Here is a 16,726-nt window from a genome sequence, read left to right on the forward strand (position 1 = left end):
TGTTACTCATTCATCATACTTCAACCATATCAAATCCATATTAATTCCTTGTGAACTTTTCTTCATAACGCATTCCTTAATAGATTGATAGTATATCTTCCCGTTCTTTTGATACCCTTAAAATATCAGCTCTATTTATACATGTAGAAAAATAATCTAAAAATTTGTATAATAAGATAAGAAGTGTAGCATTCTGTTATAGAAAGGTCTTGGTATAATGCTAGGCATTGATGTCAAAAAAACAAAAGAAGAGTTAATTATTTCATGGCAATTTGCGGAGGTCACGATTCCATTACGTGATGTGATTGAGGTTACCGAAGATGCTACCTATGCGGGTGTTGAAGAACCAAGTGCAATCCGTATCGGAACAGCATATGGGACAACTGATCGTATATTAATTAAAACTGTAAAACAAAATTATGTATTATTTACTACGAATAAAGTGTCGATTTTAAACGCAATTCACGCGTAACAATGAGTAGATAAACGCGCTTAAACAAAGTTCAAGTGAAATAAAAAGGTGCAAAGTCATAGAATTGACTTCGCACCTTTTTCTATATTTGTGAGGGTAGCATGTAATTGATGCCGCAGAAATTGGGATGCAAAATTGCATCTTTAATTCAGATATATTAATAATAAAGATGAACTGCTCAACATTTTTCTTTTAAGTTAGTATTTCAAACCCTAGCTACCTAAAGAACTCAAGTAAACGTATCTTAAATCCTTTTAAGTGGCACAAAAAGCGTCTATGTAGGCGCTTTTTGTATAAGAAAACACCTTATATGCATAAGGTGTTTTCTTATTTCATCCATCTAGAACTTCTCTATTTGAACTGTAAAATGTGGCTTGAATTTTACTTCGATTGTTTTGTTTTCTACGCCGCCTTGGACATATAATGAGTCATTACGGGTATAGATTCGTTTCGCCGAATGTATCTTGGTTTCAAATATGCATTTATTTTTGTAATACAATTGTAACTCAACAGTTTCCTCGTAATAACACATAATCATTACTAATTCAAATCCTAATTTATCTATTTTATTATATCTATATGCACCTGCACCAGGAATAAAATAATCTTCTGGTTCACTCTCGAATATTTCTAATAATTCGTATTCATCATATTGAATATTCATTTTAACAACTCCTTTCGTGAATGGGCTCAATCTACTTTATTTATAATATTCACGATTTATTAGGTACAACGGAAACAACATCGCCACTATCATTCAATACGACTCTAACATCTTTCCCATCGTATTGCCATAGACCAGGTTTATTTCCTGGTTTTTTAGTATCATGCTTAATTGTTTCTTCTACTACGCTTGGTGTTACACCTCGCGGATCAACTTTTTTTAATTCCTCCATATATTCTTTTGATCCGAATGTGTAACCATTCCTTTCAGCTCTTTCACGTGCACGCTTCGTAAGTTCTGCCCGAACCTGAATTGTATCAGGTGCCATTCTTTCAAGCGCATGTTCAGTATACTTACGCCCATCAATGACCCCTCCGCCTCTTGGCATACTCCATCCAATCTCTTCAGTTACCTTTGATACTTTTCCTAAATCCTTCGCTTTTTGTTCTAACTCACCATATTTACCGAATACACGTCCAATAACTTTAGGAGCCCCACCAAAAACAGTAGAAACGGTTCCCCATACATAGTCATTTTTGTCATACTCTCTATCAGTGAAATATTCTTTGCCGTTAATGAGTTGTAGCCCTTGTTTGATTTGCCCAATAACTGGAATGAAATCAAGTGACATCGATCCAAGTTCATTTGTACGCTTCTGTTCTGCCAAAAACTCTTCCATTTTTTCAGGTGGTACACCAAAATCTTTGAGGCGAGTAGATAAACCATCCATGTTTCCAACATTTTTAGCTATATTAGACGTATCTATTTTATAGCCTGAAATCTTATAGCAGAGTCCATAATGTTATTGGCAGCATCTAATCCAGACATGATATCTGTATGCAAGGTTGGGAATGCTTGTTGAGCTTCTGCAACATGCGTTGAGACACTATTAATTAGTCCATCAGCCATTACTGCTTGTTTATGAAGTGATGCCCCAGCTTTTTGTATGGTAGAAAACTTGGCTTGGAGCAATGGAATTAACAATTAAACACCGAGCAGCTGCTGACTGTTTTGCTGTCCTGGAATTATTACAACAACTCAAAAATAAGCAAATAGATTAAAATACTGTAAATAGGACTAAATTATTAACATAAAAAATAAGCACATCTTGTAAAAAAACAGATGTGCTTATTTTTTAATTTTTATGCATTTTTACGTTTTAGGAAAATCACTCCACCAACAATTAACAATAATACACCTGCAGCCATAGAGAGCCAACTTGTAAGGTCAGCGCCTGTTTGGGGTAACCATCCAATTTTAGATTGAATTTCTTTCTTAGGTTGTGGTTGCTCTTTTACTTGCTCTTTAGGTTGCTCTGATGTTGGAGTATTTTTATCTTGATTCGGCTGTTCTGGTTTAGGTTGTTCCGGTTTTACCTCTTTGAATTTCACTGTTTGTCCCTTATCTTCAAATTCAGCGTGAATAGCTACTAAAATATTATCTTGATACAGTTCTTCAAATACTACTACTTCTTTACCTTGTAATGCAGAAGCATTAAATGTGAAATCTAATGTGATAGAACCATTTTTTTCTTTTGTAGTAAACTTAGATTCTACTGTTACTTCTTTATCATCAACTAATAATGGTTTGTTTGTTGCTTTATCCATTAGTTTGCCTTTTACAACGTACTCTTTACCCACGATTAAGTCTTTGTATTCCACTTTATCTTGGATTGTTACAGATTTAGAAGCGTCTAACTCTTTAGAACCATCAGCTTTGTTTGTAGCTGTTGTTTTAATGGAAGGCTCTACAAATCGAACTGTTTGACCTACATCGTTAATGTCAGCGTGAGTTGCAATTACTTGACCTTCATGCAATAAGTCTTCAAACACAACTACTTCTCTTCCTTGCTGTTCAGCACCAACGAAAGTAAAGTCTAATGTTACAAAACCATTCTTTTCTTTTGCAATGAACTTAGTCTCTGCTGTTATTTCTTTACCATCAATTAATAATGGTTTGTTAATAGCTTTGTTCATTAATTTACCTTTTACAGTGTACTCTTTACCAACAACTAAGTTAGTATACTCTACTTTATCTTGAATAGTGATAGAATCCTTTGAATGAATCTCTTTTCCACCATCAGCTTTGTTTGTAGCAGTTGTTTTTACTGATGGCTTAACGAACTTAACTGTTTGACCTTTATCATTGATATCAGCATGTGTAGTAACAACTTTTCCGTCTTTCAGTAACTCTTCGAATACTACTACTTCTTTTTCTTCTAAACCAGTTGCATCAAAAGTGAAATCTAGTGTAATAGAACCGTTTGCTTCTTTTGGTGTAAACTTAGTTTCAGCAGTTACTTCTTTACCATTTACAACTAATGGTTTATTAGTCTCTTTATCCATTAATTTACCTTTTAAAGTGTACTCTTTACCTACTTGTAGGTCTTTGTATTCCACTTTATCTTGGATTGTTACAGACTTAGAAGTGTGCATTTCTTTTGTACCATCGGTTTTATCAGTAGCTGTTGTTTTTACTGATGGAATCTTTTCATCTTTGACAATATGTTTAATGATTTGACCATTCTCTTTGATCTCAAAAGAGAATATTTCTTCATTCAATACATAACCTTTTGGTGCAACAGTTTCTTTATATGTGTATTTTCCAAATGGTAACTTTTCAAACTTCGCGATACCTTTATCGTCTGTTTTCCCTTTAACTACTTCTTTTCCTGCTTCATTATAAATAGTAAACTCTGCATTCGGAAGCTTATTGTTTCCATCAGCTACATCAACTTTTGTAATTTCTAGATTACCTTTGATAAGATGATTAACTGCTAATAGCTCAATAATTTTTCCGTGTTCCTTTATTTCGAACACAATCGGTTCTGTAATAAGAACGTAACCATTTGGAGAAGCCTTTTCTACAAATGAATATTTACCATACGCTAAATCTTGGACGTTAACTTCACCATTTTTATCTGTCTTATATTCCCCAATTACTTTCCCGCTTGCATCTTTTAGCTCGAATACTGCACCTTCTAATTTTTTACTGATATCTTCATTATCTACTTTTAGTAATTTCACACTACCTTTCACTTCTGTATTTTCCACTGTAAAAGTAAGTGTTTTATTGTGCTCTTTAATTTCAAAAGGATACTTTGTTTTATTTCCAATATATCCATTAGGTGTTTTTGTCTCTAAGAAATAATATTTACCATACGTAAGACCATCAACATTTGCAATTCCATTTTCTTTTGTTACTACTTTTTTCACTTCTTTTCCATCTTCAGTAAAGACCGTGAATTCAACATTAGGTAACATCTTACCTGAATCACTAAGTTTTTTTATTTCGATGTTACCTTTTACTTTGTTGTTTACTACTTGAACAGCTCCTATTTCCCCTGTCTTAACTTCAATAGTTTGTGGTTTATCACCTGAAACATAACCTGTTGGTGCTTTAATTTCTTTTACTATGTAGGTACCAATTGGTAGGTTATTTAATTCTGCAGTACCATCAGCACCCGTCGTGATTTTTCCAACTGATTCATTATTTGCATTAAAGACTTCAAATACTGCACCAGCTAATATTTCTCCATTTTCCCCAACCTTTTTAATTTTTAAAGAACCAGCAGCTTCCCAATTTACTGCAAGGTCACTACTAAGCTTTTCCTCATTTCTTTCTAGTAGCACTGTAGCATTCTGAACAGTATCAGTACCGCGATAAGCAATTGCTTGAACTTTAGTTAAATTTGTAGCAACACTTAGATTAAATTCACCTGTTTTTGTATCTTTAGGAATTTGGATACGGAATTTTTCCCCAAGTGAAAGCTGATCTTTCACTTCTCCATTTTCACTAACAATTTTAACTCCATTAGGTGCATTTTTCGCTACTACTTTATAAGAACCACTCTTAGCATTTGTTTGTACTGTGTATAGGTTTGTTTCAAAAAACTCACCCTTTAATTCTGCCTTTTGCTTTTCAGCAGGAATCACATTCATAAAAATATCTTGAGTATCTTCACTTGTATTTGCAGCATTAATAATTGTCTTAGCCGCTTTTTCAACATTTTTATTTTCATGCTTTAATTCATTTACATCAAGTTGACCTAATGCATTCCAAACCGCAAGCTGAGTTGCATAATGTGCTTCATTCTTATTAGCTACTCCCAGTTGTTCTATACTTTTTTGTGGGAAACCATTTAATAGAACCCTATATACTACATTATCTGTTTTCCCCATTTCAGGAAGATCTTCACCATTTGGTGATTTTAAGCCAAGAGTTAAACAATAAGCAATTTGACCGCTTGAATTTTTAATAATTTCAGTTCGAATGTACTTACCTAAACTGTTGCTATAACTCCAGTTCATTGAATACTTTTCATGCGTCATAACCTCCGCATTTGCCTTCGGTAGAAACACATTAAAGAATAATGCTAGTACTGATAATAATGCAAAAACTCTTTTAACAACTCTTCTCCCCAATTTTAAAACCTCCCTAGATAAAATGAATCCGATGTATTATTCAAATATTTAAAATAATCACAACGAAGATATTTCATATTATAAGACATAAAGTTACAAATATTATATTATTTTTACAAATTATTTATTTTCTCAACAACCACTATAAATTATAATATTAAAAAATTCCATTTTACAAAAGTAACAATATTAGGATACCTTAGCAAAATAAGAAACTTGGTAAAATACTAGAATAACGGTAGTTGGAGTACGGAAACGATTCTTGGCATGAAGGACCACTACAAAGATATTTTAATATGTAAACAGATATTTTCAGATTGAATATATGTATTAATAATGAAATTTTATTGCATTTACACCTGCAATGTTTATATAAAAGATAGTAAATTATGTTTTTATAGGATTTTTTCTATTAGTTTACTGGAAATTTGCATTATTATGTGACAATAAATATCATTGTATTTAATATAAAATGATATAAAAAAAGGGGCACGTAGATAATTATTAGAACTTTCAATCAATTAATTATACTAAAATTAGTATTAAGAATATTAGTAAAAAAGTAACAACGTTATTACTAAGTTCGAATATTGGTCTAAGTACCCTAGCATCTCAATGGTAACCTCTTGAATACTTTTACGTTTTTAAATAAATTAAAATAACAAAAAAATAATAATTTTTAATTTTTTTCTTTGTAATTTAATAAGTTACATGTTAATATGGCGAAGGTTATAAAATGGATTTCGCCATACACAATGTTTTTTCGGAATATTCACTCCAGAGAAACGTAACTATTTCTGTAATTTGCTTTATCTTTTACCTATACAAGGGCTACTTTCAATTTTTTTGTTCATAAGTAAAAGTAACTTTTTATTTCTATCTTCCTCATCGATTTTAATATAAATGGTAAAAAAGCACTTTTTCAAGTGCCCTTCCTTTTCTTTTTTAAAGATAGAAAATCTAATAAAATCAAACACCTAGATTAAACACATACATAATCCTACTTACAAACTCTCAGAGAGGTATAAACTATGGGAATTCCTACACTATTATTAAATACATTTATTATTATTATTTGTATCCTTAGTTACCAAGTATTTTGGCTAGAACATAAAGAAAAAATGGCATGTAATAATATATTAATTTCTGTACTTTCCTCCATTGCAATTATTTTTTGTATGACTTTCCCTTTTCATTTACACGCTGGGTTCATTTATGATTTACGTTTTATTCCCATTATATTAGTTTTTCTATATGGAAATACAAAGAGCATTATTTGTATTGGAGTTTTATATCTTTCTTATAGATTTTACTTAGGTGGAAGCGGAGTCTTCCCATCATTTATTATCTTTACTATTATTTCTGTTATTACAATCATGTTTCGTTACTTGTCACCTACTTATTTCAAGGAAAAGAAGATATTATTAAGTATTCTACTTATTTTGATATGTACAACTTCCCTTTCTATCTGCGGTATTGTAACGCAAATAAATACAGGTGTTAAAATTGACTCTACTCTCATTGAATTTTTATTCAATTATATAATCATAAATATTTTCACAGTATTATTATCAGTTTATTTAATAGAAGGAATGATCGAGAAATATAAAATAAAAGAAAGAATGCAAAGAGCAGAAAAATTTTATATAGCTAGCGAACTAGCTGCATCGATCGCGCATGAAATTCATAATCCACTGACCACGGTACGTGGATTCACTCAATTACTAAATGAAGATGAGAGTGCTAAGATGTCTCAAGATAAGTACTTAGAAATTATGTTACTTGAAATGCAGCAAATACAATCTACTATTAATAACTATTTATCTTTAACCAAACCACAAAACATTATAAAAGAGGAACTAGATATTAATTACATATTAAATCAAGTGAAAGATAATATTTCACCACTCGCTCTTTCATATAATGTTGAAATAAAACAGCATATTACAACAGATTCCCTTTACATAAATGCTAATACTGAAAAATTTAAAATATGTCTAACCAACATCATACAAAATGGAATTGAGGCTATGAAAAATGGTGGCGTATTACAAATAAATATACAAAAAATAAAAGGTAATATTGTAATTGATATTATTGATACAGGAATAGGAATGTCTTCCCAACAAATAAAACGTATTGCCTTGCCATTTTATTCAACAACAGAAAAAGGTACTGGGCTTGGTACTATGATTGCGTACAGTATTATTAAAGAATTAAACGGAGATATAGAGATAGAAAGTGAACTAGGAAAAGGAACACACTTTTCTATCACTATCCCCTGCTAATATAATAGAAGATTTATTTAAATGATATTATTTTGTAGCTAATATAACCATATAAAAAGAAGACGTAACTATTCGTCCTCTTTTTATATGGTTCTGGTGCAAAAATGTTAGTTAGAAACATAGAGCAGCAATTTCACAATTTATTCACAAGTACCGTTAAGCGCAAGTTTACGTTAAGTATGCTATTTGCATAATAATGTTTTCAAGAAAAAAGTAGCTGTACTTTTGTGCAGCTACTTTTTTATGCAATAAATCAGTAATAGATATTCGAGCTGCAATAAATGCCCCTTTTATACTTTGAAATGTAATTTGCAAACTACAATTTGACATAATTCTAATAGTATGAGATGTATATTTCTCCATAAAAGTAACTTATTTTTATCTCTTTTAAACAATTTATTATATTATTTTCATCTAATTAGGCACAGAAACGTTTTGCAAAATCTTACTACTTTTTAGGAAAAACGTTTTTAGGGTACATTTTAAAATAGCTCTTTTTCTTTGAAATGTTTCTGTGCTTAATATTTAAAATATCTTATGTCAAAATTTTCCGCAACAAATATGTTAAATGATTCATAATTATATATAATATGGAACATTAAAGTTAAATATTCCGTATTATACTCTATTAAATATAGCGTATTTAATTTATTAGTAATTAATTTATTAGTCTAAGTATGAATTATAAAGTATGTTCGTTTAAAATTGTCACAATATAATTTTATATTCGACGTTTTTAATTACTCGTGAAACATTTGCAAATGTTTTAACCGTTATGTATAAGGTAAATATCCCCTCTAAATATAAGATTTACTTAATTTAGATTCTTTCTCTCATAGTAATAATGTCGAAAAAAGTCGAATTTTTATATTTTTTCTTTATTTTCTAGTTGTAAACGTTTTATTTTCATGTTACCATCTTAATCAAACATTAGATGGTAATAAAACTTAAAGTATTTCTTTCCCTTAGAGACATATAAACGTTCGGTAATACCATGAAAATAAGGCCAAAGAAATATGAGTTACCTGATAAAAGATTTAATAGGATTTTTACCACCTTAATTTTCTGTTAATTCAGAATGTAACACTTTAACATTTTGTCCCTAAACAAAATTTAAATTTTAGTGTGGTAAACTCAAAAAGCTAAATCACCCACCAAAATTAATAAATGATATATCCTGTTATATCTAGCGATCAGTCATGAGAAATAGATTTCTTCCTAAGAAAACTTAGCCCATTAATAAAAAGTGTCTAAATTTCTATCTTTATTACCATCTATTGTTGATAACATATTTACCAACTATAAAAAAGAACCTATTGAAGGTTCTTTTTATTATAATCATTAGCACTTCAATTATTGATAATCATTGGTGTTGAATCTTTATTCCCTCACCTTATATAGTTTTCTTTTATTAACACTTGAAGACTTATTGAGGTACGGTTCTGATTTTAATTTTTTTTTTATTTTTAAGCGACTAATTTCCGAATGATGGGCCATCCACAGTTTTATATCTAATAAAGAAAGAATTATGTCTGTTTCAAGTGACATTTTGCTTACCTCCTTCTCTCTTATGGGTTATGTAGATAATATATCTCTTGAATCTGGAGCCTTTAGAACACATAATGGATAACCTAAAAAATGGACTTTATTTTATCTTTATCTTATCTTTACCTTATCTTTAAATTTTTCTATTAAACTTAGCATTTAGAAAAAAATTTTCGAGTCTAAAAAAGCTGGGAAATAGAGAATTATTGAATTTTTTTAATAACCAGCCACCATTGAAAATAGGGTTTCTTGTAAAAGGAGGAGTAATATTTGAAGAATAAGAGAAAAGTACAAACTATTATATTATTCTTTATTAGTATTTTAGGGTTAGGAACAATAATCGGGATACTATATTTTAATGACAAAACCAATACTCAAAAAAATAAAGCGTTTGCTACCGAGGAACGTTTATTGCAATATGAGCCCATCATGAAAAAAGAATTAGAAAAATATAATTTGGGAGAAAAAACAGCAATTTTACTAGGAATTATGTACCACGAGAGTAGGGGTGAGGGCAACGACCCTATGCAATCTTCCGAATCACTTGGATTAAAGCCAAATGAAATCCAAGAGATAAACTTGAGCATTAAACAAGGGGTAAAGCACTTTGTTCAAATGTATAGATATGGAGAAGAAAAAGGTGTTAGCATGGATACAATTATTCAAAGCTATAATATGGGGCCAGGCTATATTGATTTTATTGCCAATCAAGAAGCTAAACAACACTCGGAAGATACAGCTAAACAGTTTTCTAAGTTGAAAGTTGATCAGAATCCAGCTACATACACTTGTGGTGGAAATAAACAAAATTTTAGATATCCATATTGTTACGGTGATTTCACATATACAACAAAAGTGAATGAAAAAGCAAAACTTATTGAAGAACGCCTCCAAAAAAATTAAAATTGTATATATTTGTTTGAAGGAGTTTTCCATTTACTTTTATATGGTTTTTCATCAACTTTTATCCCCTCTTATCATCTAAATGTATATATACAACTATCGTATCATATTTCAATTTAAATACGGCTCTAGTTACATATTTCGCAAGAAATCTATCCAGAATATAAATAAAATCACCATTTTACATGAAATAGTATCCACTTAGCGAATTCATTGGGCATAAAAATAAATGTAGATTCCATAAAAAGAGAGTACCCTCGCTATTGGTGCTCTCAATGTGAATTGGGGTTTATCCTGAGCATTGAATAGGACACGAAGAACTCGTCCTGTTACATAATATTATGCTTGTCCATATTATAAATGTGCAATAAAAAAAGCACCCTCGCCCAGGCGCCAAGAGATACATATACGTTGAGGTAACTAACACGTTAGAAAAGGCCCTTCCATATCATTGTATGATTATCAATTATCTTTATACCTAGCAGACTCATTAAATATGTTTAATGTATCATTTCTATTAGTTTAACCATGCCTAATACCATCCAATTCATGGTTAGTATTCTAAATAGACCAACGATGTATTATAATCCTTTATATACCCAAGGAGGTTTACCATGCTTAATTTTCATAAAACATTCCCCATCTTAGGATTCTTTTGGTTTTTATATAGTTTTATCGGCATCATCTTTTTATTACTATTCCTTAGCGTATAGTAACAACGCGTATAAATATATGTTTAATGTGTGATTTCTATTATCGGCTTTGTTAACTAACACTTAAATTATTTTAACAGCCTTTTGTTTAATTCCCTCAAAGCTGTTTTGTTACTATCCCATTTTAAAAGCGTTACGGCTTCCTCAAAGCACAACCATTTATACTTGAAGTGTTCTTTAGATAATTTAATATTTTTTGTAGGAACTTTAACTCCAAAAGAAAATTCTTTTATTACATAAACATCTTCTCCCCAAAGAAATTCACCAACTACATCCTCTACTGGTAGTGAAGACACAGAATCTAGTTTTATATATGGACATTCTCTTATAATACCAGCCTCTTCAAACGCTTCCCGTTTTGCTGATTCAATAGGAGTCTCACCATCTTCTCCACCACCAGCTATTCCTTGCCAATAACCATAATCACTTCGATTAAAAATGCCATATTGAATGGAATCATCAGTTTTTATATAAGGAAATATCAATACTTGATACGGCGCTCTCATTGCTTAACCTCCTCTCGAAAAAATATGAACAATTTATTCACTAACTTGCTATTTTAGTAAATAAAGAGCCAACATCAAAATTCTACATTAATAATGCAGGTTTATGGTATCGGCTCTCCATTTTTTAAGAATTTTATTTTTCATAAATAGGTTTACTCTTAACGTGATAAAAACCTGCTTATTTCTTATTTAATTTGCTTAGCGTGTTTTTTTTCGAAATGCTGGCGGTATCACATGTTGACTAACCAGTCCAAATAGTCCCTAAAACGGTCGTTTAAGGAACTTTATTTATATCTATCAAAACTGACTGAAATATGTTTAAAATTCAGTTCAAAAACTCATTACCAAAAACAAAGTTTTATATCAAACATCAAATACCGTTTATGGAACACTCTTAATGTACGGAAAACCAAGTTTTTTAAATAAAAAGTTCCTTAGCGTACGAAATTCGCGTTATGTTGGCGGGACCCCATCGCTATCAAGCTAAGGATATCAAGAGGGTATATGTGAGTGTATTTTTTTGAAATTTCTACAACTACACTAAAAATATGCATAACAAATAAACCTACCAAAAGGGTGTTTTGAAAAATATTATGCAACTTTGAAACCCTTTAACAACGTACACTCATACATAACGCCTAGGATATCAAAGACTGTTTTCTTTTCGTAACGGTGAGATTTCCGTCCGTTTTTCTCTAAAAGATTGAACAGACGTAGGAAAATCTTTGATAATTCTTGGGTGCCCTTTTGTAATCCTTGGTAAAACAATAGATAATAATTCTTTATCATATAAATGGATTTGTATTCACTTAACTCTTTCTTTTTCTTATTCAAGAGTAACTGACGCATTTTAAACATGGTAGATGTACAGAGTAAAATGCTAATAAGTTGCCCATATAAATGGCATTCTAAGCGTTCTTTCTTAATTTCTTTGCACTTGTGAATTTGAAAGAAAGATTTCCATGTTTTGAACAAAATTTCAATTTGCCAGCGTAATGAATACAAGTCATGGATATGTTCCGTTGGAACATTTTCTGCAGAAAGATTCGCAATATACACGTTGATTCCACTCAACCGTTTATTTCTTTCTTTGTAGGTAATACCTTTCTTTTTTTCTTTTTTGGCTTGTGCCTTCAATCTTTTCTCTGTTTGTTCCTTTGTTAATCGATGAATAATAACACGAGCTGGTAATTTTTGATACTGTCCAATGTATGATTCTGAAATTTCCATTGTTTGACCAGGGGACAATTGATTCATGAGTTCTTCCATATCTAATTGAATATAGAGTGTTCCTTTCTTCACGGTCCCATTGTGAAAATACTCTGGCTCATCATTCTTACGATAGATTCGAGAATTTAATTTCAAACGTGAGACATAGTAAGCTCCTTTATCCTGGATCTTTTGTAAGTCATGTAAGTCAAAGTAACCTAAATCTCTTATATACAAGTCTTTGGATTGAATGTTTTTTAGGCTTGTGGAACCAAAGGCTTTATCATTTTCTCTTCCTTCTCCTACATAAACGTACAGGAACTTCCCGCTCAATAAGTCATACTCTAATTGAATTTTGACTCCTGCCGTATGGCTACTTCCACCTGAGCCTTGATAATGTGAAGAAAACTTATCTGGAAGCTGAAATGTTGTAGAATCTAGAATCCGAATGTGCTTAAAGTTCGTAGTATATTGATGAATTATTTCTTCTGTTGAATGAATTCTTTGGGTTAGAAGGTTAGCTAGAACTTGTTCAAGAAACTTTACTGCGGAAGCATTAAATCGTTGGTTAAGTCCTTCAGGACTTATAAGAACACCTGTAGATACTTCAAGACAGCTACATAATTGCGTGAGTGATGTACTTGCGACCTGTTGACTAAGCCATACACATAAAGCAACTAACTCCTTTGCTTGATATTTACTCTTTCGCTGAACGAATCCTTTTTCTTTGGCTAAGTGTTCTAGAACATGAGAAGACATATGTCGTTGTAATTCTTCAGCAATCGGTTGAAATTCATCAAGAATCGAAAGATTCATAAAGAAACGCCATCCTTTCTTATAATTCTACAGAAAGGATAACGCCTTTTTTGCTTTATGGGTAGTGTAAAACCTTAGCTTGATAGCGATGTGGTGCTACCCCTAATTGGTCTTGTAATGCCCGTTCTCGAAGCACCGTGTTTCCCGAAAAAAATTGCGCGTGCTAATGCATTCATAGCTTCTCCTTTATTCAACCCCCTTTGAATCCGCCAGCGTAAAGTTTCGCTAGAAATATAGTCTAGGATAAACAGTGTTTTTTCAATGCGTCCCATATATCCAGTTATATATATTCAAGTGGCTTTTTTCACAAAAGAATCATAAAAAACTCTATCTATAGATAGAGGGTATTCAAAAAAATCATCTTTCAGATAGATGTTCTAAAATATTAGGGATGTTACAATCCTCCAGTAAGTAAGCAAATAAACAATAAATTTATACTTTATGGGGGTTTTAATTTGAATACTCAAGCTTGGATAATGATTGGTGCATTTTTAACAATTGTATTATTAACACAAATCGGAAGGAAAGTATTTACAACCACAAAGGCTGTATTGCCATTTATTCTTTGTGGTATAAGTGTTTATTTATTCGTCGAGGAAATACCTACCTCAGGTTCAAATATGACCGCACTCATAATCATGACAATGGTCGGCATGATCATGGGAGGGCTAATGCTTTTTACTGTGAAAGTAGAATATGGTTCTGACAATAAAGCGTACGTAACTGCTGGTATTCCTTATTTATGTTTATGGATTATTGGACTTGGATGGCGTGTCGTATTAGCTTATGTAGCGACAGACTGGTATCCACAACAATTTATAGATTTCATGGTATCGAATCACTTGGATTTTAATGTTATAGCCCCTGCTTTCGTATTTTTTACAATTGCGATGGTAGTTATTCGTACTATTGGAATTGTGATTAGGATACAAAGATATAGAAAAAATCTAAAAGCAAATTAAAGAAATAGGTTAAGAAAAACAACTTCTTTTGTATAATGAAGTAGGAAAAACAAACACACTATAATAACTACTTCATTATTCTTTTAATTTCAGATTTTAGATGATATGCATTAAAGGAATTTAACTCAACTATGAACTATTATAATTGGGAGTTGTAAATTTCCAGCCTTTAAATCAAGAAATGGATATTCATCTATAGCCAAGAAATATAGAAACTAAACAGTAAGGTTGGGAGGGAATAAGTACATGGAAAAAGTATTTTTAAAAATGATTGATAGTCATGCAGGAAATGCGATAGGAAGCATCTTAATATGCGTATTTTTTTATAAAGGTTTCGCACCTCATGGTACCTTTGCAATATGGGTTTGTAGCGTTTTTGTAACAATTTATCTATGGATGTTGTATTCACCAAAATCTTGGTGGAATGCAAGGAAGTACGCTTTATTTACGAGTATATTAATAAGCATATCATGTGTATTATATTTTTCTCATCCGAATTTTCCAAATTATGCGTTATGGCCACTCATAGTTTTTCTTGCCGCTGCAGAACCAAAGTGGCAACGAATAACGACAATTTTAGCTGCTATAACGGGGATAGTTATTATTCTATTTATACATACGAATACGTTTCCTTATCAAGAAACATTAATTATTATCGGCCTCTATGTCTCGATCCGAAGTACATCCAAGCTAAGAGACGCATATCAAAAAAATCAAAAACAACTAAAAGAATTAGACGAAGCACATGCTGAACTACAAGAAACAACGGTATTTTCTATGCGATATGCAGCTTTTACGGAAAGAACAAAATTAGCAAGAGAGATTCATGATGGACTTGGACATCAAATGACCTCACTTATTATTCAATTACAGGCTCTTAAGATTATGTTAAGGAAAGATCCTGTTGCTGCCCAAGATCATGTTGAAGAACTTTTAAAGGTGGCACGAAAAGGAATGGAGGAAATCCGAGTTGCTGTTAGAGAATGGACAAGTGATGAAAAAGATCTCGGGCTTACTTCTTTAAAAGGATTGATTTCACAGGTTCAAGCAAATTCTTTATTACAAATTGAGTTCATTCAAGCTGGAAATATAACAGAGTGGACGATGGAGGAAAGTACAACTCTGTATCGCATTCTACAAGAGTCTTTAACTAATGTCTTACGACATTCTAATGCAGATTCTGTTATTGTAAACGTAACAGAAATAGACGGAGTAGTAAAACTCACAATTGATGATAATGGTATATATACAGGGGATAAGCCATTAAAATATGGCTTTGGACTCAATGGTATGATAAAACGCTGTAAATCAGTTGGAGGTAATTGTTCCTTTTTTCTAAATGAACCAAAAGGACTTCGAGTTGAAGCCACTATTCCAATTCAGAAAAATGGAGGAGAAGTATGACAGAAAAGATTCGTATTGTGCTAGCTGATGATGAACCATTTGTTCGAAAAGGCCTATGCTATATTATTGAAATGCAAGATGACATGGAGATAGTTGGGGAATGTAAAGACGGTAAGGAAGCAATTAAAGTGGCTTTAGAAATTGCACCAGATATGGTAATTATGGACATTCAAATGCCTGACTTATCAGGCATTATGGCTACTAAAAACATTATGAGTATATTACCAAACACAAAGGTTGTCCTATTAACAACATTTGATGTACAACAATATGTCTTAGATGGTATTCGAGCTGGTGCAGTGGGTTATATATTAAAAGATACTGAAACGGAGGAAATGCTAGATAGTATTCGATCTATGAATAGAGGGGCAATGATTTATAATAGCACGACAGCAAATCAAGCTTTTACACAATTTATAAAATACGATAATAATGATTATAATTTAGCTGGCGAAGAACTTGAATATACGGAAACTCTAACTAAGCGGGAGATTGATGTTTTACAATTATTAGCTTATGGAAAACAAAACCATGAAATAGCTAAAATCCTTTATGTTTCCGAAGGGACAGTCAAAACTCATATCCACAATATTCTTCAAAAACTAGATGTAACAGATCGTACACAAGCAGCTGTAATGGCAATTCGAAAAAAAATTGTAAAGTGATATCTGCTGTATGTAGTAAAAAGAATAAAATTTTAAATTAACATAGTGTTTTTCTAATTGAAATTAAACAGATCATAATAAAAAAGAAAGAGAGTATAGCATGGATAATACAACTGGTCTTATTATTTTAATTCTTATAATTCTCCTTCAACTAA

The 16,726-nt window shown here is 31.5% G+C and carries 14 protein-coding genes and 2 pseudogenes; 7 read left to right on the forward strand and 9 right to left on the reverse strand.

Features of this window, described 5'->3' with window-relative positions:
- Positions 1 to 217 precede the first annotated feature (217 nt).
- Positions 218 to 472 carry a SunI/YnzG family protein gene (locus tag MHH59_RS17040; RefSeq protein WP_002128348.1) on the forward strand — a complete coding sequence of 85 codons (255 nt, stop codon included), beginning with the start codon at positions 218 to 220 and terminating at the stop codon, positions 470 to 472.
- 340 nt (positions 473 to 812) lie between these two features.
- Here MHH59_RS17040 and MHH59_RS17045 read toward each other — a convergent pair whose 3' ends face one another.
- Genes MHH59_RS17045 through MHH59_RS17055 form a run of 3 tightly spaced genes read right to left on the reverse strand, consistent with a single transcriptional unit; the run spans position 813 to position 2,108 of the window.
- Positions 813 to 1,136, reverse strand: coding sequence for a hypothetical protein (locus tag MHH59_RS17045; RefSeq protein ID WP_002185308.1), 324 nt, complete (start codon positions 1,134 to 1,136; stop codon positions 813 to 815).
- A gap of 49 nt (positions 1,137 to 1,185) precedes the next feature.
- Positions 1,186 to 1,866, reverse strand: coding sequence for a hypothetical protein (locus tag MHH59_RS17050; protein WP_002167913.1), 681 nt, complete (start codon positions 1,864 to 1,866; stop codon positions 1,186 to 1,188).
- A gap of 32 nt (positions 1,867 to 1,898) precedes the next feature.
- The gene (locus MHH59_RS17055; protein ID WP_033708038.1) at positions 1,899 to 2,108 is read right to left on the reverse strand and encodes a hypothetical protein; all 210 of its coding nucleotides are present in this window, start codon (positions 2,106 to 2,108) and stop codon (positions 1,899 to 1,901) included.
- Between MHH59_RS17055 and MHH59_RS17060 the strand changes: the two are divergent.
- Positions 2,105 to 2,197, forward strand: a pseudogene (locus MHH59_RS17060) (3'-5' exonuclease); the annotation flags it as partial. The gene MHH59_RS17055 and the pseudogene MHH59_RS17060 sit on opposite strands and share 4 nt — an antisense overlap.
- An 81-nt stretch (positions 2,198 to 2,278) precedes the next feature.
- Here MHH59_RS17060 and MHH59_RS17065 read toward each other — a convergent pair.
- Complete coding sequence (locus tag MHH59_RS17065; RefSeq protein ID WP_340851902.1) at positions 2,279 to 5,560, reverse strand: VaFE repeat-containing surface-anchored protein; 3,282 nt, start codon at positions 5,558 to 5,560, stop codon at positions 2,279 to 2,281.
- Positions 5,561 to 6,591: 1,031 nt separating this feature from the next.
- Between MHH59_RS17065 and MHH59_RS17070 the strand changes: the two genes are divergently transcribed.
- Positions 6,592 to 7,848, forward strand: a complete 1,257-nt coding sequence (locus MHH59_RS17070) for an ATP-binding protein (protein WP_002185304.1) — start codon at positions 6,592 to 6,594, stop codon at positions 7,846 to 7,848.
- A gap of 168 nt (positions 7,849 to 8,016) precedes the next feature.
- On the opposite strand, the gene MHH59_RS17075 is transcribed toward MHH59_RS17070, so the two are convergent.
- Entirely contained in the window at positions 8,017 to 8,211 is a 195-nt protein-coding gene (locus MHH59_RS17075) for a hypothetical protein (protein WP_033732005.1), read from the reverse strand.
- Positions 8,212 to 9,228: 1,017 nt separating this feature from the next.
- A complete protein-coding gene (locus MHH59_RS17080) occupies positions 9,229 to 9,396 on the reverse strand; it encodes a hypothetical protein (protein ID WP_002137499.1) in 168 nt (55 codons plus the stop codon).
- A 267-nt stretch (positions 9,397 to 9,663) separates the two neighbouring features.
- Here MHH59_RS17080 and MHH59_RS17085 point away from each other — a divergent pair, with 267 nt between their 5' ends.
- Positions 9,664 to 10,296 (forward strand): lysozyme family protein, encoded by a 633-nt coding sequence (locus MHH59_RS17085; protein WP_002035240.1) that lies wholly within the window; start codon positions 9,664 to 9,666, stop codon positions 10,294 to 10,296.
- A gap of 781 nt (positions 10,297 to 11,077) precedes the next feature.
- On the opposite strand, the gene MHH59_RS17090 is transcribed toward MHH59_RS17085, so the two are convergent.
- The 3 genes and pseudogenes from MHH59_RS17090 to MHH59_RS17100 form a co-directional block, all read right to left on the reverse strand.
- On the reverse strand, positions 11,078 to 11,515 hold the full coding sequence (locus MHH59_RS17090; protein ID WP_002190239.1) for an NUDIX hydrolase: 438 nt from the start codon (positions 11,513 to 11,515) through the stop codon (positions 11,078 to 11,080).
- Between the two features lie 591 nt (positions 11,516 to 12,106).
- Positions 12,107 to 13,540: an IS4 family transposase gene (locus MHH59_RS17095; protein ID WP_340851907.1), complete on the reverse strand. Its 1,434-nt coding sequence runs from the start codon at positions 13,538 to 13,540 to the stop codon at positions 12,107 to 12,109.
- A gap of 125 nt (positions 13,541 to 13,665) precedes the next feature.
- A pseudogene (locus MHH59_RS17100) lies at positions 13,666 to 13,812 on the reverse strand (Tn3 family transposase); the annotation flags it as partial.
- Positions 13,813 to 13,995: 183 nt separating this feature from the next.
- On the opposite strand from MHH59_RS17100, the gene MHH59_RS17105 reads away from it, so the two are divergent.
- The 3 genes from MHH59_RS17105 (at position 13,996) to MHH59_RS17115 (ending at position 16,571) form a co-directional block, all read left to right on the forward strand.
- Positions 13,996 to 14,502 carry a hypothetical protein gene (locus MHH59_RS17105; protein WP_002185300.1) on the forward strand — a complete coding sequence of 169 codons (507 nt, stop codon included), beginning with the start codon at positions 13,996 to 13,998 and terminating at the stop codon, positions 14,500 to 14,502.
- 246 nt (positions 14,503 to 14,748) lie between these two features.
- On the forward strand, positions 14,749 to 15,906 hold the full coding sequence (locus tag MHH59_RS17110; protein ID WP_002185299.1) for a sensor histidine kinase: 1,158 nt from the start codon (positions 14,749 to 14,751) through the stop codon (positions 15,904 to 15,906).
- Positions 15,903 to 16,571, forward strand: a complete 669-nt coding sequence (locus tag MHH59_RS17115) for a response regulator (protein WP_340851910.1) — start codon at positions 15,903 to 15,905, stop codon at positions 16,569 to 16,571. The genes MHH59_RS17110 and MHH59_RS17115 overlap by 4 nt, the downstream gene beginning before the upstream one ends.
- Positions 16,572 to 16,726 lie beyond the last annotated feature (155 nt).

Origin of the sequence: Bacillus sp. FSL E2-0195, from assembly GCF_038003645.1 — a bacterium.
Classification (GTDB): Bacteria; Bacillota; Bacilli; order Bacillales; family Bacillaceae_G; genus Bacillus_A; species Bacillus_A mycoides.